This window comes from Lederbergia sp. NSJ-179 (assembly GCF_022867885.1).
Classification (GTDB): Bacteria; Bacillota; Bacilli; order Bacillales; family Bacillaceae_C; genus Lederbergia.
Genome location: NZ_JALIFP010000001.1, coordinates 103609 through 124378 on the forward strand (window position 1 = coordinate 103609; position 20770 = coordinate 124378).

The window sequence follows — 20770 nt, forward strand, 5'->3', positions numbered from 1 at the left end:
CCGTGCAACTCATATCAGCGGTTTCACTCTGGATTATTCCGATTATGATTGCAGTGATTTTGATTCATAGTCTTTGGAAAAAAACCCCGGCTTATGAACATTTCGTTGAGGGAGGAAAAGAGGGAATCAAAATTGCGATTTCGATCATTCCGTTTCTCATTGGGATGTTGGTTGCGATTACGATCTTCCGCGCATCAGGGGCCCTTGATTTCGTGATTCAATTGATCCGACCTGTACTTGATTTCATTGGTGTTCCTGCCGAAATTGTCCCTTTGGCTTTTATTCGGCCGATATCAGGGAATGCTGCATTAGGCTTAATGAGCGATATGATCGCTGTTCATGGTCCTGATTCTTTTTTGGGAAGAATGGCATCCATTTTACAGGGGAGTACGGACACGACTTTTTATGTTTTAACTGTATATTTTGGCGCTGTGGGGATTAAGAAGATGGGCGATGCCTTGAAAGTGGGGTTACTAGCTGATCTTGCCGGCATTTCTGCCGCCATTCTGATTACAACAATCATGTTCAGTTCATAAACTGGACATGATTGTTGTTTTTTTAAAGCATGATCAGCTCTCTTCCTTTGAATTTTGGGATATATATGTAATAATTCTAACAGGAAAAAACCATGAGGTGAAGAAAATGGAACGCTTGCAAAAAGTCATCGCACACGCCGGCATTGCTTCAAGAAGAAAAGCGGAAGAGCTTATTTTGAATGGAAGAGTAAAAGTAAATGGGAAAACTGTAAAGGAATTAGGAACGAAAGTGTCTGCTACAGATAAAATTAAAGTGGATGAAGTCCCACTTGTCCAAGAAGAAAAAAGATATTTTCTTCTTTATAAACCACGGGGAGTGATTTCGGCTGTTTCTGATGATAAAGGAAGAAAAGTGGTAACTGATTTCTTTCCCATTGTAGAAGAAAGAATTTATCCGGTTGGTCGACTTGATTATGATACCTCGGGATTGTTAATCCTAACCAATGATGGGGAATTTTCCAACTTACTCGCCCATCCACGTTATGAGATTAAAAAAGTGTATATTGCCAAGGTAAAAGGAATTCCGACGAAGGAAGCTTTGAAACAGCTTGAGAAAGGCATTCACTTAGAAGATGGAAAGACGGCTCCAGCAAAAGTTAAGTTAACGTCACTTGATAGGAAAAAGGGAACAGCGATTATGGAAGTGATTTTACATGAGGGGAAAAATAGACAGGTTAGAAGAATGATGGAAGCCATTGGTCACCCAGTCCTGAAGTTAAAAAGGGAACAGTATGGCTTTCTGACCTTACATGGATTAATTGCGGGAGAGTCTAGGGAATTAACCCCTCACGAAGTAAAACAGTTACGGACATTGGCTCAAACAGGCAAAAATCGGTAATCAATAAGGGCAAGTTTCACATAAACTTCAAAACCTGTGATATTGTTGCTAGGAACTAAGGTGTATAATGGATTAAATGTGTCATGGGCTAGGAGGGAAGAGGAAGATGTCAGGGAAAAAGAAAAGACGTCTCTGGATACGGACAGTTATTTTAATCGTCCTATTTGCTGCTGTAGCATTTACCCTTTATGCAAGTTTAACGAAAGATAAAGCGAAAATTGCCATAGGGGATAAAGCTCCTGATTTTGTCCTTACCGATATGGAAGGCAATAAGCATCAGCTATCAGAATATAGGGGAAAAGGTGTGTTCATAAACTTTTGGGCCACATGGTGTAAACCTTGTAAGGTAGAAATGCCTGATATTAATAGCCAATATAATGATTATAAGGGTCAGGATGTAGTCGTCCTGGGGATTAATATGGGAGATTCCAATTTATTAATAAATAGCTTTTTGGATAAACACGATTTGGATTTTCCAATCTTAAAGGACAAAAGCAAAGATGTCGCAGGAGATTATAATATTTATAAATTACCGGCAACCGTTATTATTGATTCAGATGGTGTGATCGTTGACATTGTGGAAGGTCAGCTACCTGAGGGGAGAATTAAGGCCATGATGGAGCATATTAAGCCGTAATAAGGGAGTTTTAAAGCAATGAAAGAAATAAAATGTCAATGCGGACATGTTAATCCTGTTGGAACGATACTGTGTGAAGCTTGCGGAAGAGCGCTTACCGATCAAGCAAAGCAAGAGAAACTGCATGATATGCGCTATGAGGGCAGTGCGCGCAGATCCCAGACATACAATAAAAGTATCATCGACAAGATATGGAATTTCTTTTCATCTGTAAAGGTGGGTGTCTGGTTAATCGTGATCACATTGGTCATGTCATCTTTTGGCACGATTTTTCCCCAGGTTATGTACATACCAAAGAATGCGGACCCATCCATTTATTATACAGAGAAGTATGGATTCTTTGGAACGGTGTACTATGTTTTAGGGCTTTATGACTTATACAGCTCATGGTGGTATTTGCTATTAATTGCTTCCATCGGGGTATCGCTCGTTATTTGTAGTCTTGATCGCTTTGTCCCGTTATATCGTGCTTTGAAAAATCAACGGATTCATCGTCATGAAGGATTTTTAAAACGGCAAAGATTATACAATCATATAAGTGAAACGGAAAAGACAAAGCGCGACTTTGAATTTATTAAACAAAGGATGATAGAAAAACGATATAAGGTACGAGAAGAAAATGGTCATATCTTAGCAGAAAAAGGCCGTTTTTCCCGTTGGGGACCGTATGTGAATCATATTGGTCTAATTATTTTTTTGCTAGGGGCGATGCTCCGTTTCGTCCCAGGGATGTATGTGGACGAAACTTTATGGCTTCGAGAAGGAGAAAGAAAGATTATTCCAGGTACACATAAGCAATATGTCTTAGAAAATAAAAAATTCACACTTGAAACCTATCAAAAAGGAACAGACAAAGAAGTGTATGAAGCGGCCCTTGACCGAGTAGGAGGGGTGGCGAAGAACTTCCAATCAGACGTGATTCTTTATGAAAGAGATCCTGAACAAGCCGTTGGGGATGATGATCAATTAAAAGAGCGGAAGAAGGCAGAAATCCGTGTTAACCAGCCTTTAAAATTTGATCATTATGCCATTTATCAAACAGATTATAAAGTAAATGAATTGAAAGCAATGGTCTTTGATCTTGTGGACAAAAAGACTGAAGATAGTAAGGGAGAAGTCACCATTGATTTATTTGAGCCCGAGAAAGAATATGATCTTGGTGATGGTTATAAGGTTGAGTTGCTAGGGTATTATCCCGATTTTTCAGGGGTCGACAAGAATGGAGAGCCACAGACGGATTCCGCTGTTCCAGATAATCCAGCCTTTATCTTTAATATGATTTCACCGGAGCACCCTGAAGGGGAGACCAGTTTTGTCGAAATTATGCGAACAACAGAGTTGTTAGGGGAAACAGATTATAAAATGGCTTTTAAAAATGTAGAGACTCGTAATGCGACGATCTTAACAGTAAGGAAAGATTTAACCTTATGGATATTAGCAATAGGTGGTGCGATCTTTATGATTGGTGTCATACAAGGCTCCTATTGGAATCATCGGCGAATATGGTTACAAAACAAAAATGGTGAAATATTAATAGCTGGGCATACGAATAAAAATTGGTATGGATTAAAACGAGAAATAGCAACCATTCTAAAAGACACCTCCATTCCGGAACCTCTTGATCAACGGGAGGAGAAAAATAAAGCAAAAGAAAGTGGGAATACAAATGTCTAACCTAGTACAGACGAGCGCTTATTTATTGAATATCGCCTTTATTATGTACTTAGTGGCAGTCTTTTTCTTCGGAGGAGCGATACGAGATAAAAGAGGAAGAGCAAAACAAAAGGGAACGAATATGTGGTCCAAGATTGGGATTACGATAACGATTATAGGATTTATTGCGCAATTAGGTTATTTTATTACCCGTTGGATTGCCGGGGGACATATCCCAATTAGCAATTTATTTGAATTTACAACATTTTTTGGCATGATGTTAGTAGGGGCTTTTATTTTAATCTATTTCATTTACAGATTAAATGTATTAGGACTTTTTGCATTACCCATTGCGATGTTGATTATTGCTTATGCGAGTATGTTTCCATCTGAGATTGCTCCACTGATTCCAGCTTTACAAAGCGAATGGTTAGTCATCCACGTCTCAACGGCTGCGATTGGACAAGCGATTTTATCAATCAGCTTTGTTGCGGGTCTTATTTATCTATTAAAGGTAGTCGATACAACGAAAAAAAGTCTTAAATCCTTTTCACTAGAGATTATTCTGTATATATTGGTTGTCGCAGTTGGTTTTATCGGGATCACAACCGCCTTTTCGGTGGCCCATTACCAAACCGACTTTAGTTGGGTAAATCGAGATGGCGAAACGTTGAAAGCCAGTTATCAGCTCCCTGCCATCGTAGGCCCACATAAAGCGGAAAAAATTGCTGGAGATGGCATGGAACCGTTGGCGAAAATGCCAGCACTTATCAATGCGAAAAAGTTAAATACAGTGATTTGGAGTACATTGGTTGGAACAATTTTATACCTGTTATTCCGATTAATCTTTCGCAAGAAAATTAGTGCCGTCTTACAACCATTAACCAAAAAGGCCAATTTGGATTTAGTGGATGAAATTGGCTATCGTTCTGTTCTGATCGGTTTTCCTGTATTTAGCCTAGGCGGTCTCGTTTTTGCGATGATCTGGGCGCAAATTGCTTGGACGCGTTTTTGGGGCTGGGATCCTAAAGAAGTATTTGCGCTGATCACCTTTCTATTTTACGCTGTATTTTTACATTTACGACTGTCCGTAGGGTGGCATGGTGAAAAATCAGCTTGGCTTGCAGTGATTGGCTTTGCCATCATCTTATTTAATCTTATTTTTGTGAACCTCATTCTTGCCGGATTACACTCCTATGCGTAGAATAAAGAAGAAAGCCTAAAAAAAGTGAACTGTTATGGATACAAAAGAAAAAATACGCTCACACCCAAAAGTGCGAGCCTTTTTCTTATCCAATCGGAATAGAGTTGAAAAATAATATGTAACATTCGAGGGAGGGCTAGAAATGAATGAACAAGTCAAAATTCTTGTTGTAGATGATGAAGATCGGATTCGCAGATTACTTAGGATGTATTTGGAAAGGGAAAATTATTTGATTGAAGAAGCTGGGGATGGGACGACTGCTTTGGAATTAGCTTTGAACAATGATTATGATTGTATCCTTCTCGATTTAATGATGCCGGAGAAAGATGGGATTGAAGTATGCAATGAATTACGTGAACATAAGGACACTCCGATCATTATGTTGACGGCTAAAGGGGAGGAGTCAAATAGGGTCCAAGGATTTGAGGTAGGGGCAGATGATTATATTGTGAAACCTTTCAGCCCGCGTGAAGTCGTATTGAGAGTAAAGGCGATCCTAAGAAGGTCCTCGCAAACTGGTTATAGGGGTGCTACTGCTTCAGCAAGAGATATTATAGTCTATCCGTATTTATCTATTGATCATGATGCCCATCGAGTAACGGCCAATGGTCAAGAAGTTAATCTCACACCGAAAGAATATGAATTACTTCATTTTTTAGCGAAATCACCTGACAAGGTCTTTGATCGTGAACAGCTTTTAAAAGAGGTTTGGCAGTATGAATTCTTTGGTGATTTAAGAACAGTCGATACTCATGTTAAAAGACTGCGTGAGAAATTAAACCGTGTCTCAGAAAAAGCGGCAGGAATGATTGTCACTGTATGGGGTGTGGGGTATAAATTCGAGGGAAATGAATGAGACTTTGGAGAAGTGTAGTAGGGAAACTATGGATGACGATCCTTCTATTGGTTTCCTTTGTTTTAATTATTTTAACGATTTTACTGTTAGAGTTTTTCGAAAATTATCACGTAAGTCAAATAGAACAGGAATTAGCAAACCAAGCCAATAAAATTTCCAGTATTGTGGAAGCTCATGCGGATGATGGACTTGGGGAAGAAATTGTTTTTGAAATAGTGGATCAACCTGTAGGGGTCGTAATTGCGTATAATGAGCAGAATTTCCGCCAGTCACCGAACACTCCAAAACAAGAGGGAATAACAGTAGAAAATTTTCTCAAGGATCCTGAATTGGTTCAAGTATTCTCCGGTAAAAATCAAGTCGTCAAAGAAATTTCGCTAGCGGATTTAGAAGAAAGAGGAAGCAGATACGAAAATATTATTGTAGCGGCCGTCCCTCTTCAAATTCATCATCAAAACGGTGCCATTTTTATCTATCAATCTCTATCCGTATTAAAGGATACTACTCATAAAACAACGAGATTGATTTTGCTCGCCGCAGGTATTGCCATTATCTTGACAACTTTTTTTGCTTTTTTCTTAACAACTAGATTAACGGCTCCATTAAGAAAAATGAAAGAAGCGGCTTTCCAGGTTTCCAAAGGTGAGTTTGATACAAAAGTTCCCTTTTTAAGTCATGATGAAATTGGGGAACTGGCCATTGCTTTTAATCAAATGGCGAAAAGATTGAAAATTAATATGAATGTTTTAAGTCAAGAAAAAGAGCAGCTTAAAAGTATATTAAGTAGTATGGCAGATGGCGTTATGACATTTAGTCAAAGTGGAGCCATTTTGATTACAAATCCACCTGCAGAACGCTTTTTACAACAATGGCATAATGAAGTTGAAAAAAACAACGGTCCGATCCCAACTGAATTAGCGGCATTATTGGCTCAAGCGATTTCTACAGAATCGGAGCAAACAGAGGAATTAGAGATACAAAGCCGCTATTATGTCGTCATCGTCAGCCCACTCTATACGCAAAATCAGGAAAGTGTCCGTGGCGCTGTCGCTGTGATCCGCGATATGACCGAGGAAAGGCGACTTGATAAATTAAGAAGTGATTTCGTATCGAATGTTTCTCATGAATTACGAACACCGATCTCCATGCTTCAAGGGTATAGTGAAGCGATTATTGATGATATTGTCGAGTCAGAAGAGGAAAAGAAAGAATTAGCCAAAATTATTTATGATGAATCTTTACGAATTGGTCGCCTTGTCAATGAATTACTTGATCTCGCCAGAATGGAAGCAGGTCATATTTCCTTGCATTATGAAAATCTCGAAATAGGGTCATTTATTCAGCGCATCATGCATAAATTTGGTGGAATAGCAAAGGAAAATAAGGTACACTTAGAGTGTCAATTGGATCCAAACAAGACAATATTTGCCATGGATCCAGATCGGATGGAACAAGTATTAACGAACTTAATTGATAATGCGATCCGGCATACCCCCGAGGAGGGTGTTGTCACGATCACACAAACAAGAAATGAGCAGGGTATCACGATTGCAGTGACTGATAATGGAACTGGAATTCCAGAAGAGGATCTACCTTTTGTTTTTGAACGATTTTATAAGGCAGATAAAGCCCGTACAAGGGGGAAAGCAGGAACCGGATTGGGACTTGCTATTGCTAAAAATATTATCGATGCCCATAATGGAAAAATAACCGTTCAAAGCAAAATAAATGTTGGGACAACCTTTACCATTTTTTTACCAAATATGTAGGGAATAATGTTGAATTTTGCCATGAAATCTTGTTCCACGAGAAACGATCGCACGACGGACTGAATAACTTAAAAGGGTTGTTCAGTCCGTTTATTTATTTTATTCTAAAAATGGGAAAATTTAAAATGCTCAAAAAGTGTAACTATTTTTGAGATAAAACGACTAATTGATAGCGGGGGAGGGGAATCAATGGACTCCGTGTTTGATGAATTGTATCGCAAGTACCACAGGGATCTTTTTCAATTTTTATTCTATATGGTGAAAAATCGCGAGGAAGCGGAGGATTTGGTCCAAGAAGTGTATATTCGAGTGATGAAATCTTATCGTTATTTTAAAGGAGAGAGTACAGAAAAAACTTGGCTTTTTTCCATTGCGAAAAATGTAGCCATTGATCATTTTCGAAAACAGAAAAATTGGAGAGAGCGGATATACGATAAATTTGATTGGGATCGTGGAGGGATTAAAGATGCGGCCCCATTGCCGGAAGACATCACGATTCAAAATGAGAATGTAGAAGTGTTATTTCATTGCTTAGGAATGTGTTCAACCAACCACAAACTTGTCATCATTATGCGCTATATCAATGATTTTTCTGTGATGGAAACAGCTCAGGCGTTGAATTGGTCGGAAAGTAAAGTGAAAACGACCCAACACCGTGCAATTAAAGCATTAAGGGGAAAAATGGAAACGTATTTAAAGAGGAGGTTCGCCTAATGCCTCAAGCTAATCATCATGATAAGAAAATTTTACAATTACTGAAGCAACTTCCAGAAGTGACAGATCATCGGTCGAAAGAAGAGATCTATCGTAATATGAAGAGAGCAATTCAAGAAAAGCCTAAAAAGTCAAAAAGGCGTGTCCTAATCCCTACATTATCTTCTATCGCTGTCCTGTTGATCTTTATACTTGTATCACCTGTCTTGTTGGGTCCATTTCCATTTGAACGAAGTGCTAATAAACAAGAGGAATCACAATTAGCTGATCATCAGCCTGAAAGCTCTTCTTCCCAGGTTCGTAGATCGGCTCAACCGGAAGAGAAATCGGATGCCGATACGATGCAAGCAAATGAAGTTAGAAAGCAAACACGTTCTTTAAAAACGGCAGTGTATAGTGAGGATCTCAAGAAGGATGAAGTATTTACTTATGGGAGTCTCACCAATGATGAAGGATTAATTCCCGTATCCGTTAGTTTACTTGTACCTAAACATGAGGATGAATCATCATGGCTGGAGCAATATAAAGAAGCGGCTAAGGAGATGCAGGAAAAATCCACTGGCTTAATCAATATTGATCCATTGTTAGATTCTGTCGTTATTGAGGATACAACAACGGCACGAGTGATTATGGATAAAGATTTTAGAAAGAATTTTCATTATCAAGATGGATTGGATGATTTTATTCAAAGTCTATTCCAATATACGGATATCGATTATGTCTCATTTACAGATGAAAATGGCCAGCCTGTAGAATTTGGTAATTCCGGGATAAAACAAGATCAAACGATTGAAAAGCAGCAGCATAAAGCACAGTTTCTTTATGAGACTTCAAATGGGGAGCCTTTTATTGTCGCAGATCATACTTCTTCTGAAAATCTCGATGAAGCCATTCAAAGGATGAAAAAAGCCCCCGATGGTTTTCGACAATCACTTATTCCAAATGGCATTCAACCTGAAGTTGTTCAAGAGGACAATGAAATGGTCACGGTTCAATTTGAGCAGCCACTTAATCTTGTAGAAGGCGATCAGCAAGAAAATATGTGGATGATTGAGGGGATTTTACTAGCGGCTAAGGATTTTGGTTTTCAATCCGTGCAGTTTGATAATATCGAGTCGGAGCATTGGCAAGGCTTCCGTTTTGATCAACCCATTCAAATCCCTGTTGCGCCCAATGTTTTACGATAAGCTCTTCTCTTCACAAATCAAGATCGTTATTGTATAATGAATTTGAAAATAAAATATGATTCATCTTCGGGGCGTGGTGAAATTCCCGACCGGCGGTAAGGATGCGAAAGTTTCTAAGCCCGCGAGCTTCTTTGAAGCAGGATTTGGTGAGATTCCAAAGCCGACAGTATAGTCTGGATGGGAGAAGATGGAGGTTGCCTTGTGTTTAAACAAAGGCGGTATATGAACTTATAACTAGGGGACTTTTCGTTGTTATGAGGTTTGTGTACTGCTCCAGTTTAAACGTCTATTTAAGCATCCGATTATTCTCCCTCAAAGTTTTTTCTTTGAGGGTTTTTATTTTGGAGCGCTTCAAGGCAAACCTTTCTTCATCGAGGAATGAATCTCCAAGGAGAGAGGATATTGAAAAATTTAAGTGTCAGATCGTTTGTTATCATTGGAATGCTCAGTAGTTTGGCGTTTATTTTCATGCTAATCAAATTTCCGATTCCGCCATTTCCACCATACTTAACAGTTGATTTCAGTGATATCCCCGCACTGATTGCTGCTTTAATTTTAGGCCCAACGGCAGGAATTTTGGTAGAGTTATTTAAAAATATTTTAGATTATTTGACTTCAGGTAGTCCTACTGGTATCCCAATTGGGAACATGTCTAATTTCATTGCAGGAGTTTTGTTTATTTTACCAACGTATATCGTGTATAAGCAATTAAAAGCCAAATGGGGCTTAATGGTATCTCTTACGATTGGTACTTTGTTTATGGCTGTGTTCATGAGTATTTTAAATTATATTGCCATCCTGCCAGCCTATATTGCTTTCGGTGGCTGGGAACCAATGAGCACGGTCGCTTTACGAAAAATAGTGGTCCTATCCGTTTTACCATTTAATATTATAAAAGGTCTGATTGTAGCAGCTGTATTTTTACTGGTGTATAAGCGATTAAGCAACTGGCTGAACAAACAGGCTGCGTATAAAAAAGCTTAATGGAAACGGAGATGCGAATGACGCATCTCCGTTTCCATTATTCCCCATATTTGAAAGGATCTCCATCAAAAGGTTGTTCAGCTATCTTTATTGATTCCGTCGGACAGCCTTCAAAAGCATCGATTACATCATCTTCCAATATATCAGGAACGGCTTCCGTTCCCGTATTGTCATCAAGAATAACATAGGCCAATCCTTCGTCATCATAATCATATATATCAGGTGCCGATAAGCCACATGCCCCACAGGCAATACAAGTATCTTGATCTACAATCGTATACTTCGGCACAAATACTCCCTCCATCCATACATATTTAAAATGAAAAATTGCTTCCATATTATTTTATAGCTAGTTCATCACCTTTTCAATGATTAGAAGAATATTGCAGGAATGCAACATAGCTCGTTTTAGACCAGCGTAGAATAAATAAGTGGGAATCTTTCACATTCTTCTAATATCTTAAGTGACCTCCCATTTTGTCGAATGATTATAGAATGACATTGATATAGTCGAATTTCCTTATTCATGGTAAAATATTGTAAGAATGGGTAGAAGGGGAGTTATCAGATGACTTTTTTACATGCACTCCTATTAAAATGTTTGCGGAAAATAAATGGAGAGAGAACCATTTATTCCATTTACCATTTGTTAGCAGGAAAAAAATCATCACAGACTCTTCAGGACGCTCACCTGTTCCATTTGGCACCTTTTTTTAAAACAATGCCAGACATAAACCGTTCCCGATTTAATCGCTATATTCAATATTTAATCGAGCAGAATGACTTAGATTACGATAGTAGAACCTTTACCGCTCACATAACTGAAAAAGGAATCAAGACTTATACAGAGTATTTTGAGAAAATTCCAGTCCTAAAATACTTACATGGCTTAAAGTATCAAGATGCGACAATCCAAATGTGGAATCGACTAACCCTACTCGTCCAAGCCTTATCGCATTTAAATCATGCAGACAAGCGGTATCATCCAGTCAATAGGGATCCTGAAATCCATCTCTGGGTAAAGAACTATGTATTGGAAAATAAAATAAACAGAACAGATTTATCCTTCCGTTTATATGAGGAGCTTCAAGCTTTATTAAGACCTCCATTCCCTGAAGATCCTGTTACAGTGATTTGGAGGTTAAGTGGCTATCAAATGATTGGTTGGACAGATAAACAAACAGCCGAATATTTACATGTCGAGCAAACTGAATATCATTTTCGCTTTTTAAATGGTCTTCATTATTGGTTGCAAACGATCATGAAAGATCCGCAAAAATTTCGAGTAATGCATTCCATTATCGCTGATTTATACCAAAAATTCCCATTAACAAAAACAGCACAGAGAACGGCCGAATTATTGGCCGCAAATTTATCAGTGGAAGAAGTAGCATCCAGACGACATTTAAAACAGAGTACGATTGAAGACCATATTATCGAAATCGCAATGAATGATCTTACATTTTCGATTGAACCCTTTATTGACGAACAACTGGTAAACGAAATTTTATCTACAGCAAAACAGTTAAAGGTCAAAAAATTGAAACCCATTAAAGAAAAAATAGGGGCTTCTTCTTATTTTCAAATCCGTCTTGCCCTTGCAAGGTTAGGAGGAGAAGAATGACGAAGGACGAAATTCTACAGAAAGTATTCGGCTATGACTCTTTTAATCAAGGTCAAGAGGAAACCATTGAGGCTGTTTTAAATGGAGATGATGTGCTGGCGATGCTACCTACAGGCACGGGTAAATCTTTATGTTATCAATTACCCGCCTATCTCCTGGAGGGGGCGGTTATCGTCGTCTCTCCTTTGATTTCATTAATGCAGGATCAGGTCGAGCAATTGAGAATATTAGGTGAACGAAGGGTTGTGGCGTTAAATTCCTTTTTAAACGGAAAGGTGAGAGAACAAACATTACGTCATTTACATCAGTATCGCTTTATTTATGTATCACCTGAAATGCTTCGAATGGAGACCATTTTAAACAAATTGAAAAAAATGAAAATCGCTCTATTTGTCATTGATGAGGCCCATTGTATTTCCCAATGGGGTTATGACTTCCGCCCAGACTATTTAAATTTGGGAAAGATGCGTGTTTGGATAGGCAACCCACCAGTCCTTGCCTTAACAGCCACTGCCCAACCCGAGGTGCGTGAAGATATTAAGGAATCTTTGCAATTTAAAAACCCGAAAGAATTTGTTTATTCGATTGATCGCCGCAATATTAGTATGGTTGTTGAAAAATATGATCACCACCTTCAAAAAAAGGAGAGGCTTCTAGAACTTGTCCCACAATTTAAAAAGCCAGGGATTATCTATTTTTCTAGTAAGCGTCTAACAGAGGAATTTGCGGAATTTCTCCGCCTGAATGGAGTAAAGAATGTTGCGGCATATCATGGTGGTATGAATCAGGAGCAACGCATTCTAATCCAGCAGCAATTTTTATATGGTCAATTAGAGGTCATTTGTGCAACAAGTGCTTTTGGGATGGGAATCAATAAAAAAAACATTCGTTTCGTCATTCATTATCATATGCCGGGACAAATGGAATCCTATATACAGGAAATTGGTCGAGCGGGCAGAGATGGGAAGGATAGTATTGCCCTTCTTCTTTATTCAACTGGAGACGAAATGCTGCCTATTCGGCTGATTGAACAAGAACTTCCTGAAGAATGGCAAATAAACGCTTATTACAATTTATCCGCTACTAAAAACAAATTAAAAATTGTCGAAGATTTAAAATTAACGGAAACTCAGCTTCGCTATCTTGACTATTATTCTAATGATTTCCGTGATAAACAAGCAATAGCGGGTAAAGTTATAGAAATGAGAAAAATTCGGCAAGAAATAAAACTGAAAAAAGTGTGGGAAATGTCCAATTGGATTCATACTAAAGAATGCAGGAGGAAAAAAGCATTAATCTATTTTCAGGAATCCTATAAGCAATCTCCAGAACAATGCTGCGATCTTTGTCAGTTAGAATTAAGTCATTATTTTGCGGATAATGTGGAAGATCATGAAGTGAAAAGGGAGTCATGGGAATGGAGATTGCGAAAAATACTAATAGAAAAGTGATTGGACATGAATCGTAAAAAGAAAGCGGAATGGATCAAGAGTTTAACAGAGAAAGAGATCATCTGGAGTGTTTTATTTACACAGATTATATTGCTTGCGCTGGCAACCATTTTAAGTCTTGTCTTCTTTAAAGATTGGCATTCCTTTTTGACTTTATTTCAATGGGACTCTACCTGGGTCTTCATTGGAATTTTAAGTGGTTTGATCGTAGCAAGTCTAGACCTATTCTTCATGCAGCGGCTTCCCCGGCATTATTATGATGACGGTGGAATCAACGAAAAAATATTTTCTAAGCTGACGTTCATGAAAATAATTGGGCTTGTTTTCATCATTGCAGTAGCAGAAGAGTGGTTATTCCGTGGAATCATTCAAACAAAATTTGGTTTAATTCCAGCAAGCATTATTTTTTCGGCTATTCATATGAGATATTGGGCCCATTGGTATCTTATCCTCAATATTTTATTCCTAAGTATTTGGATCGGCTTGATTTTTGAGTGGTCTGGAAAAATTTTATGGCCGGTTGTATGGATGCATTTTATGATTGATTTTTTATTAGGGCTATCCATTCGTCTAAAAGCTAAACGAAAAGTGGGGGATGAAGTATGACTGAACAAAAAAACAAGAGAACAAAAGCCGAACTTCCTTCCAGAGCAGAAGTACACAGCAGAAAAAATAAAACAAACCAAAAAAACTTGAAGACTTCTATTCCGACTGTTTTGGTCATTCTATTATTGTTAATGCCTATTACAATGATGGTTTATGCCAATAAAGATAAATTACCCAGTACGAAACCAACGGGGCATTCTGGGGAAGAAATATCTTTTGATGAAACAACGGATACGATTCATACGAGCGTGGGTGGCGAATCCACTGGGGATGATAAAAAGCAAGAGGAAGAGAAAGAGAAAAATGAGAATAAAAAAGAGAAAGTTGAAAAGACAGACGAAATAAATAAACAGAAGAAAGAACAGGAAAACGAAAAGCAATCAAAACATGAGGAAAAGAAAAAGGAAAATGAAAAGGCAGCGGAAAAAATAGTGAAAGAAGACAATAAAGAGAAAGAAGAAAATACGAATAAGGAAATAGAGTCGAAAAAAGAAATAGAGTCGAAAAAAGCTCCAATTGAGGATCACACTTCTGTTCAAGATGAGAAGGTAGTATATCACACAGTCCAAAAAGGAGAGACCCTTTTTCAAATTGCTATGAATTATTATCAAAGTCAAGCTGGGATTGAAAAAATTCGTCAGGCAAATGGCATATCAGGGAATGAAATTGCTGCTGGACAAAAATTAAAAATACCAAAACCGTAATGGACATAGAATAACTTTCCTCCACATAAATTTGTATAAAGCAATATGTGGAGGGAAGTACGATGAAGTCGTTTTTGCTGGATGAAATCGAGAAGATGGATCCGATCACAAAGCGAATCTTACAAAACTTAATCGATCGGAAAAAAAAGCTCAATCACTACAAGCAATTACATTTTTTTCTACTAACTGGTGCCTTGCTTTTTAGTTTGGTCATCTTTTATTTTATTTTTCATACAACCGTGATTCCTCATCAATCATCTATGTTAGACCTTATTTCAATATTTTTGCAGCAAAGTAAATTTATCTATTTCATGTTGATCGCAGCTGCTTTATTCGGCGCTGTAAAAATTACTTTTGAAAAAATGCAGAAAAGTGAGCAGGAATTTCATACGCTAAGATGTGAGGTCATTGATAAAAGTGGAGATTTATGGAAGGGGGACCGATGGGGCGAAAGACATAAAGTATATGAACAAATGAAGAATAAATACGATATTAATTTATACCATCAAAGCAAGTGATCATTTCTTTAAGGATGATTACTTGTTTTATCGTCAAAGTAAAGTAACTTCTACTAAACTGAAAATTTGGCTATATTTTTAGGACATTGCTTCACTAATAAGTCCATCTTGCCTGTTTTCACCTTTTAAACATCCACAGCTAAACATCCCATCTCATTTTTAGAGTGAAAAGGTGGGATGTTTTTACATCTCTTTGAAACTTTCATTTTACTTATACGTAAATCCATATTATTAAGGGAAGAAAGGATTTTTTTCATGATGTCATTTCCGGAAAACATTCGTTTCTGTTATGAATGGCGTTCTTATCAGGCAAGAATCTTAGATGAGCTTGATAGGCATTTAAGTAATAAACATTTACATCTTGTCGCCCCGCCTGGCTCTGGTAAAACTGTTTTGGGGCTGGAAGTCATGTTGCGCTTAAATAAGCCGACATTGATTGTTGCTCCTACTGTTGCTATTCGTAATCAATGGGCTGAGCGTTTTGTTGAATTATTTTTACAATCGAGGGAGCGTCCTGATTGGGTTTCAATGGATATTTATCAGCCTGCATTTGTGACGATTACAACTTATCAGGCTTTACATAGTTTTTTTTCTAAGAAAGTGGGGGAAGAAATAGGGGAAGAAGGGGGAGATGATGGGGGAGAGAACGAGCTTAAAAATGCCTCAGAAACGAAAGACGAAGCGATTACGCGGTTAAAATCATATCCATTCGGTACGTTCATTTTAGATGAGGCTCACCATTTACGAACAGCTTGGTGGCAAAGTACGATTGATTTTCGCGATCATTTAGGGGAACCTGCGATCGTTGCCTTGACCGCAACGCCTCCTTATGACACTGGGTTACATGAATGGGAAAAATATATGAAGCTATGTGGCCCCATTGATGCGGAAATTACTGTCTCGGAACTTGTCCGGGAACAAGAATTATGCCCACATCAAGATTATATTTATTTTTCGGCGCCATCCACGAAAGAGGCAGCTCCGATCAAAATATTCCACCAAGCTGTTTCCAATTTCCGTCATAAAATGGTCCAAAATCAAGCCTTTATTAAACAATTAGAAAATCACCCTTGGATAACAGCAACATCAAGCTATATTACTGAGATTTTATCGCGTCCTGCCTTTTATTCGAGTATGTTGATTTTTTTAAAAGAGGTTGAAAGTGAAGAGTGGAACACGTCTTTACAAACACTCTATCCAGGTAAAAAGAATCTTCCTTCGCTTACTTTAGAATGGCTGGAAGAATTATTGACAGGGGTTCTTTTTCAGGATGAATATTTTCAAGAAGGGGAGGAACGAAACAAGCTATATAACGATTTATCCAGAATGGGGGCCATCGAGAGAAGAAAGGTGTTGCTTCGTTCGACGACAGCAATGAAGCAATCCTTAATCCGCAGCACCTCAAAATTAACAAGTATAAATCAAATTGTTTCTTTTGAAGCCAATCAGTTACAGGAGAATTTAAGGCTTGTTATTTTAGCTGATTACATCCATCTCCAAGATTTACCGAAACAAGCCGGTGATGAGAAGCCAATCATGCGTTTAGGGGTTATTCCGATTTTTGAACATTTACGAAGGGAATATGGGAATGATTTGCGACTAGGAGTGTTAACGGGTTCTGTCGTTATTTTATCCATTTCCTCCTTGTCCATTCTAGAAAAACATGCAAAAAGGCAAGGATTGGATTATTCGACGCAAGTTTTACCCCATGATCCGCAATATACGATGATTAAATGGGCGACAACATCTCGTCAAAGAATGGTGAGTGTGATGACTAATGTATTCTCAGAAGGAGGCATTCAGTGTCTAGTTGGTACGACCGCCTTGTTAGGAGAAGGATGGGATGCGCCAAGCATCAATGCACTTATTATTGCCTCTTATGTGGGAACCTTTATGTTATCCAATCAAATGCGCGGAAGAGCCATTCGGACTGAAAAAGGAAACCCTGATAAAACAGCTAATATTTGGCATCTTGTTTGTGTGGATTTTGAAGAACAAGATGGAGGACATGATTTCCTATCTTTGACTCGACGTTTTCGATCATTAATGGGATTACATGCTACGAAAGATAAAATCTGTACGGGGATTGAACGAATGCAGTTGCTTCCACCACCGTTTTCACAGGAAGGAATCAAGCGGGAAAATGAACGGATGTTCCAACGGGCGAAAAAGAATGAACTATTTGCTCGTTGGCAGAAGGCTGTGGAAATAGGAAGTGAGAAAAAAGAAGTGATGTCTGCTGATCAAAAAAGCATCCCGCGTCCGTTTGTTTTTCAGAACACATTAAAATCGATGATCGTGATTGGTTTCATGATTTTTGTTCAAGTTTTTTATTCGGCATTGGAGGAGCCCTCCAAGACTGGTGACGTCGATATGCGGGCTCGTGTTGTATTAGGTTTGGGACTTGGTGTGATATTTTCTTTTCCCTATTTATATAAGGCAGCAAAAGGATTTTTGCGAAATCCTACCATTGAAAAAAATATGGTTCAGGTTGGAGAGGTTGTCTACCAAACACTTTATCAAATAGGTCTCGTCAAGACGAAATTAAAGCATAATCAAATTTATGCAGAAAAAAATGGAATTGGTTTTATTACCTGTTGGATAGAGACAGGAACAACACATGAGCAAAAAATATTTTTGCAAGCCTTGCAAGAGTTAATGGATCCAATCGAAAATCCCAAATATCTGTTATTCAGGCAATCGGGAAAACGTTGGTTTAAACGTCAAGATTATCATGCGATACCGGAAGAAATCGGGCGCAAAAAAGAATATGTTGATTTCTTTTTAAAAGAGTGGCAGAAGCGAATTGGAAAGGCAGAAATTATTTATACACGTACTCCTGAAGGGAGGAGATCGCTTCTAACAGCTAGGATGAAGGCGATGTCTGCCATTTTTGTGAAAAAATCCGAAAGAATTAGTGAATGGCGCTAATCCCGGATTATCTGCATAACTTTGGATGAGAAAAGTTCAGCAATTCGTCCGGAAGTTCAGCAATCCAAGCCAAAGTTCAGCAATTCTCGGCAAAAGTTCAGCAATTCAACCCGGAAGTTCAGCAATTCACACCGGAAGTTCAGCAATCCAACCCGAAAGCGCCACTATCCTTTACCATTGCAAAGCAATATGTAAAGTACAGCAGCCTTTTCCGTTTTCCGAGTTGGTCAACTCAAAAACAATGCCATCCGGATTAAACCGGCTTTTAAATGGAATAGAAAGGCCAGTTGAACGGATAAGTTCATTCACCTTTTTTTCGTTTGATTTTTGTGCTGCATCCATTAATTCATGGGCAAATGTAGAGGAAGAATGTATTTTATTGACTAATAGACTTGCTTGACTCATGAGTGCCTGAATTTTTTGTGCGGATTGATGTAGTTTTTCCGTCTTTATTGCTGGGTATTGCCTAATCCAGAAAGGTACCTGATTGTTTGGCAGATATGGTGAATACATCCAATATGTGTATGGAACGTAATACAAAATCATCCTCTCCCTAATCATAATCTTATTATGTAATATATGGGAAATCAGGGTTTACGTTCATCAATCCGATCATAATAGGCAGTAATCCTGTGGGGATTACTGCCTTAAAAAATGTATAACATCTATAAAATCGATTGTTATGTTCGTTTCCAAACGATCTACACCAAGATTGTCGGCAAAAAGGCATGCCATCTCTTTATCAACATTTGCCCACATTTCAACGTTTTGCTGGCGGGCGGATTTACTTTTTACATATTGAGGGTGATAAATAAATGTGACCACAAGGTCTTGTTTTTCAACAGGACTCCATTGTATAGGCGTGTTCTTGTCTATATTCCCGTCTTTTTTTGGACATTATGTGATGATAGGCAGGTAAAAATGATATGATAAAAGTAAAAAGGTGAATGGGGGATTTTCTTGGGCTTATTATGGATCAGTTTCACCTTAATAGGTATCATTGGACTCACGATTTTCATGGTGAGAAATGCTTTTGAGGACAATATAGTCACCGAAGAACTTCCATTCGAACATCTTCCCAATCAATTAGATGGACGTGTGATTTTTTTCATATCTGATATTCATCGTAGAAAAGTCTCAGATAATATGATTAGGGAAATAAAAGGGAAACCTGATTGGATTGTGATTGGCGGCGATTTGACTGAAAAAGGTGTACCGTATTCAAGGATGGATGAAAATTTGTCTAAATTAAGTAAAATTGCACCGGTTTTATTTGTTTGGGGAAACAATGATTATGAACAAGATGAAAGTCGAATCCGGGAACTATTTGCTAAACATCATGTAAAGGAATTAAAAAATAACTTGTATGAGCTGGAAGATGAACAATTGGTTTTTATTGGAGTAGATGATATCACCACACAGGAATTGCCACCGATTGGATCTATTTTTGATCATGTAAATAAAGATATGTTCCAAATTATGATTAGCCATAATCCGGGCATAATGGGGATGCTTCCAGAAGACCATCATATTTCTTTAATTTTAAGTGGCCATACTCATGGGGGACAAATCCGTGTCTTCGGATTTGGGTTATATCGGAAAGGAAGTATTAGGGAACGGAATGGTATCACCCTTTTAGTCAGCAATGGCTATGGCACATCATTATTACCACTTCGGTTAGGTGCAAAACCGGAAACACATGTATTAATTTTAAGAAAAGGCTGAACAGGTGCTTCAAATAGTTGCTTATTGATGTAGCAATTAAATTACTTCTATTGATTCTCATGGGAGACTTAGGAAAAAGCATAAAATCGCAAGCATGCAAATGCGCTTCCGCACACTCTGTTTGAAGTTACATATCATGTCAGGTAAGAGCAACTTCAGGGGGCGGTTTCATGAGGCTGGAGCGCATAGCGTTAAATCAAATTAAATACTCCATTTCAATTGATGAACTAACCATTAAGGGATTTACTGAGGAAGAGATGTTAAAAGAACCTTTAGTATGGGATGCTTTATTTGATGAAATGCTTGATGAGGCAAGCCGTATTTATAATTTGGAGACTTGTGAAGCAATGTCAGTTGAAATTTATTCCATGAACCATAATGAATTGGTGTTAATATTGACTTTGGATGAAGAAGATTTGATCGATCCGAAGATCGGCATTCATGCACCAGCAATTATATTGGAACAAGATTTTCTCATTTTCTCTTTTGACAATATTGAAGATTGTATTTTTTTAGCTAAAAGATTAATCGAAGTAGAGCGATTTCACAGTATAGGTTCTTTATATGCTTTGAAGGACCGTTATTACTTAGTCATGATGAAAGGTGGAATGAAGCAAGAGGCTATATTAGCTTTAGGAGAAGAATATGGTGAACGTAGTACTGTTACATGGGCTTATTTAGAGGAATATGGTACGCTGATCATAGATAAAACAGCGATACAAACGCTAAATGCACATTTTTAATCAAATTCTTTGCACTCATTTTTGAAATCTCCTATCATGTATAGATGGGAGATTTTGTGATCAATTGCCAGTATACAATCATCTGTAAGT

General features: G+C 38.0%; 20 protein-coding genes and 1 riboswitch. Of the genes, 18 read left to right on the top strand and 2 right to left on the bottom strand.

All coding sequences use genetic code 11. The features are described 5' to 3' along the window. Positions 1–2 precede the first annotated feature (2 nt). The 10 genes from MUB24_RS00565 to MUB24_RS00610 all read left to right on the top strand — a co-directional run bounded on the left by MUB24_RS00565 (position 3) and on the right by MUB24_RS00610 (position 10378). On the top strand, positions 3–536 hold the full coding sequence (locus MUB24_RS00565) for a spore maturation protein (RefSeq protein WP_244699802.1): 534 nt from the start codon (positions 3–5) through the stop codon (positions 534–536). A 106-nt stretch (positions 537–642) separates the two neighbouring features. Next, positions 643–1374 carry a pseudouridine synthase gene (locus tag MUB24_RS00570; RefSeq protein WP_244699806.1) on the top strand — a complete coding sequence of 244 codons (732 nt, stop codon included), beginning with the start codon at positions 643–645 and terminating at the stop codon, positions 1372–1374. Positions 1375–1480: 106 nt separating this feature from the next. Continuing rightward, positions 1481–2011, top strand: a complete 531-nt coding sequence (resA, locus tag MUB24_RS00575) for a thiol-disulfide oxidoreductase ResA (RefSeq protein ID WP_244699809.1) — start codon at positions 1481–1483, stop codon at positions 2009–2011. An 18-nt stretch (positions 2012–2029) separates the two neighbouring features. Next, complete coding sequence (resB, locus tag MUB24_RS00580; protein WP_244699812.1) at positions 2030–3685, top strand: cytochrome c biogenesis protein ResB; 1656 nt, start codon at positions 2030–2032, stop codon at positions 3683–3685. Next, complete coding sequence (gene ccsB, locus MUB24_RS00585; protein WP_244699815.1) at positions 3678–4868, top strand: c-type cytochrome biogenesis protein CcsB; 1191 nt, start codon at positions 3678–3680, stop codon at positions 4866–4868. Before resB ends, ccsB begins: the two co-directional genes overlap by 8 nt. 142 nt (positions 4869–5010) lie before the next feature. Then, the gene (locus MUB24_RS00590; protein ID WP_244699819.1) at positions 5011–5724 is read left to right on the top strand and encodes a response regulator transcription factor; all 714 of its coding nucleotides are present in this window, start codon (positions 5011–5013) and stop codon (positions 5722–5724) included. Continuing rightward, on the top strand, positions 5721–7493 hold the full coding sequence (locus MUB24_RS00595; RefSeq protein WP_244699822.1) for an ATP-binding protein: 1773 nt from the start codon (positions 5721–5723) through the stop codon (positions 7491–7493). The genes MUB24_RS00590 and MUB24_RS00595 overlap by 4 nt, the downstream gene beginning before the upstream one ends. A gap of 165 nt (positions 7494–7658) precedes the next feature. After that, complete coding sequence (locus MUB24_RS00600; RefSeq protein WP_313898415.1) at positions 7659–8207, top strand: RNA polymerase sigma factor SigX; 549 nt, start codon at positions 7659–7661, stop codon at positions 8205–8207. Next, entirely contained in the window at positions 8207–9394 is a 1188-nt protein-coding gene (locus MUB24_RS00605) for a hypothetical protein (RefSeq protein ID WP_244699828.1), read from the top strand. Before MUB24_RS00600 ends, MUB24_RS00605 begins: the two co-directional genes overlap by 1 nt. Before the next feature lie 58 nt (positions 9395–9452). Next, positions 9453–9587, top strand: a riboswitch (FMN riboswitch). 209 nt (positions 9588–9796) lie between these two features. Beyond that, complete coding sequence (locus tag MUB24_RS00610) at positions 9797–10378, top strand: ECF transporter S component (protein WP_280516813.1); 582 nt, start codon at positions 9797–9799, stop codon at positions 10376–10378. A 37-nt stretch (positions 10379–10415) separates the two neighbouring features. Here MUB24_RS00610 and MUB24_RS00615 read toward each other — a convergent pair whose 3' ends face one another. After that, positions 10416–10667: a ferredoxin gene (locus MUB24_RS00615; protein ID WP_244699834.1), complete on the bottom strand. Its 252-nt coding sequence runs from the start codon at positions 10665–10667 to the stop codon at positions 10416–10418. A gap of 279 nt (positions 10668–10946) precedes the next feature. Between MUB24_RS00615 and MUB24_RS00620 the strand changes: the two genes are divergently transcribed. From MUB24_RS00620 to MUB24_RS00645, 6 genes are all read left to right on the top strand, one after another. Then, the gene (locus MUB24_RS00620) at positions 10947–12002 is read left to right on the top strand and encodes a YpbB family protein (RefSeq protein ID WP_244699837.1); all 1056 of its coding nucleotides are present in this window, start codon (positions 10947–10949) and stop codon (positions 12000–12002) included. Next, complete coding sequence (locus tag MUB24_RS00625) at positions 11999–13453, top strand: RecQ family ATP-dependent DNA helicase (RefSeq protein ID WP_244699838.1); 1455 nt, start codon at positions 11999–12001, stop codon at positions 13451–13453. Before MUB24_RS00620 ends, MUB24_RS00625 begins: the two co-directional genes overlap by 4 nt. A 6-nt stretch (positions 13454–13459) precedes the next feature. After that, the gene (locus MUB24_RS00630) at positions 13460–14059 is read left to right on the top strand and encodes a CPBP family intramembrane glutamic endopeptidase (RefSeq protein WP_244699840.1); all 600 of its coding nucleotides are present in this window, start codon (positions 13460–13462) and stop codon (positions 14057–14059) included. Then, positions 14056–14763, top strand: a complete 708-nt coding sequence (locus tag MUB24_RS00635; RefSeq protein WP_244699842.1) for a LysM peptidoglycan-binding domain-containing protein — start codon at positions 14056–14058, stop codon at positions 14761–14763. Before MUB24_RS00630 ends, MUB24_RS00635 begins: the two co-directional genes overlap by 4 nt. A gap of 62 nt (positions 14764–14825) precedes the next feature. Then, positions 14826–15281: a DUF2663 family protein gene (locus MUB24_RS00640; RefSeq protein WP_244699844.1), complete on the top strand. Its 456-nt coding sequence runs from the start codon at positions 14826–14828 to the stop codon at positions 15279–15281. Between the two features lie 255 nt (positions 15282–15536). Beyond that, the gene (locus MUB24_RS00645) at positions 15537–18212 is read left to right on the top strand and encodes a DEAD/DEAH box helicase family protein (protein ID WP_244699846.1); all 2676 of its coding nucleotides are present in this window, start codon (positions 15537–15539) and stop codon (positions 18210–18212) included. A gap of 171 nt (positions 18213–18383) precedes the next feature. Here the strand turns inward: MUB24_RS00645 and MUB24_RS00650 are convergent, their stop codons facing one another. Continuing rightward, positions 18384–18752 carry a YuzC family spore coat inner layer protein gene (locus tag MUB24_RS00650; protein WP_244699847.1) on the bottom strand — a complete coding sequence of 123 codons (369 nt, stop codon included), beginning with the start codon at positions 18750–18752 and terminating at the stop codon, positions 18384–18386. Positions 18753–19172: 420 nt separating this feature from the next. Here MUB24_RS00650 and MUB24_RS00655 point away from each other — a divergent pair, with 420 nt between their 5' ends. Together MUB24_RS00655 and MUB24_RS00660 are read left to right on the top strand one after the other, a co-directional pair. After that, positions 19173–19937, top strand: coding sequence for a metallophosphoesterase (locus MUB24_RS00655; RefSeq protein ID WP_244699849.1), 765 nt, complete (start codon positions 19173–19175; stop codon positions 19935–19937). A gap of 170 nt (positions 19938–20107) precedes the next feature. Beyond that, positions 20108–20680, top strand: a complete 573-nt coding sequence (locus MUB24_RS00660) for an adaptor protein MecA (protein ID WP_244699851.1) — start codon at positions 20108–20110, stop codon at positions 20678–20680. Positions 20681–20770 lie beyond the last annotated feature (90 nt).

Bases quoted from the DNA above. Each gene is read 5' to 3' on its own strand.
- MUB24_RS00570 (WP_244699806.1), top strand. From the start codon at position 643: ATGGAACGCTTGCAAAAAGTCATCGCACACGCCGGCATTGCTTCAAGA.
- resA (WP_244699809.1), top strand. From the start codon at position 1,481: ATGTCAGGGAAAAAGAAAAGACGTCTCTGGATACGGACAGTTATTTTA.
- resB (WP_244699812.1), top strand. From the start codon at position 2,030: ATGAAAGAAATAAAATGTCAATGCGGACATGTTAATCCTGTTGGAACG.
- ccsB (WP_244699815.1), top strand. From the start codon at position 3,678: ATGTCTAACCTAGTACAGACGAGCGCTTATTTATTGAATATCGCCTTT.
- MUB24_RS00590 (WP_244699819.1), top strand. From the start codon at position 5,011: ATGAATGAACAAGTCAAAATTCTTGTTGTAGATGATGAAGATCGGATT.
- MUB24_RS00595 (WP_244699822.1), top strand. From the start codon at position 5,721: ATGAGACTTTGGAGAAGTGTAGTAGGGAAACTATGGATGACGATCCTT.
- MUB24_RS00605 (WP_244699828.1), top strand. From the start codon at position 8,207: ATGCCTCAAGCTAATCATCATGATAAGAAAATTTTACAATTACTGAAG.
- MUB24_RS00620 (WP_244699837.1), top strand. From the start codon at position 10,947: ATGACTTTTTTACATGCACTCCTATTAAAATGTTTGCGGAAAATAAAT.
- MUB24_RS00625 (WP_244699838.1), top strand. From the start codon at position 11,999: ATGACGAAGGACGAAATTCTACAGAAAGTATTCGGCTATGACTCTTTT.
- MUB24_RS00630 (WP_244699840.1), top strand. From the start codon at position 13,460: ATGAATCGTAAAAAGAAAGCGGAATGGATCAAGAGTTTAACAGAGAAA.
- MUB24_RS00635 (WP_244699842.1), top strand. From the start codon at position 14,056: ATGACTGAACAAAAAAACAAGAGAACAAAAGCCGAACTTCCTTCCAGA.
- MUB24_RS00640 (WP_244699844.1), top strand. From the start codon at position 14,826: ATGAAGTCGTTTTTGCTGGATGAAATCGAGAAGATGGATCCGATCACA.
- MUB24_RS00645 (WP_244699846.1), top strand. From the start codon at position 15,537: ATGATGTCATTTCCGGAAAACATTCGTTTCTGTTATGAATGGCGTTCT.
- MUB24_RS00660 (WP_244699851.1), top strand. From the start codon at position 20,108: ATGAGGCTGGAGCGCATAGCGTTAAATCAAATTAAATACTCCATTTCA.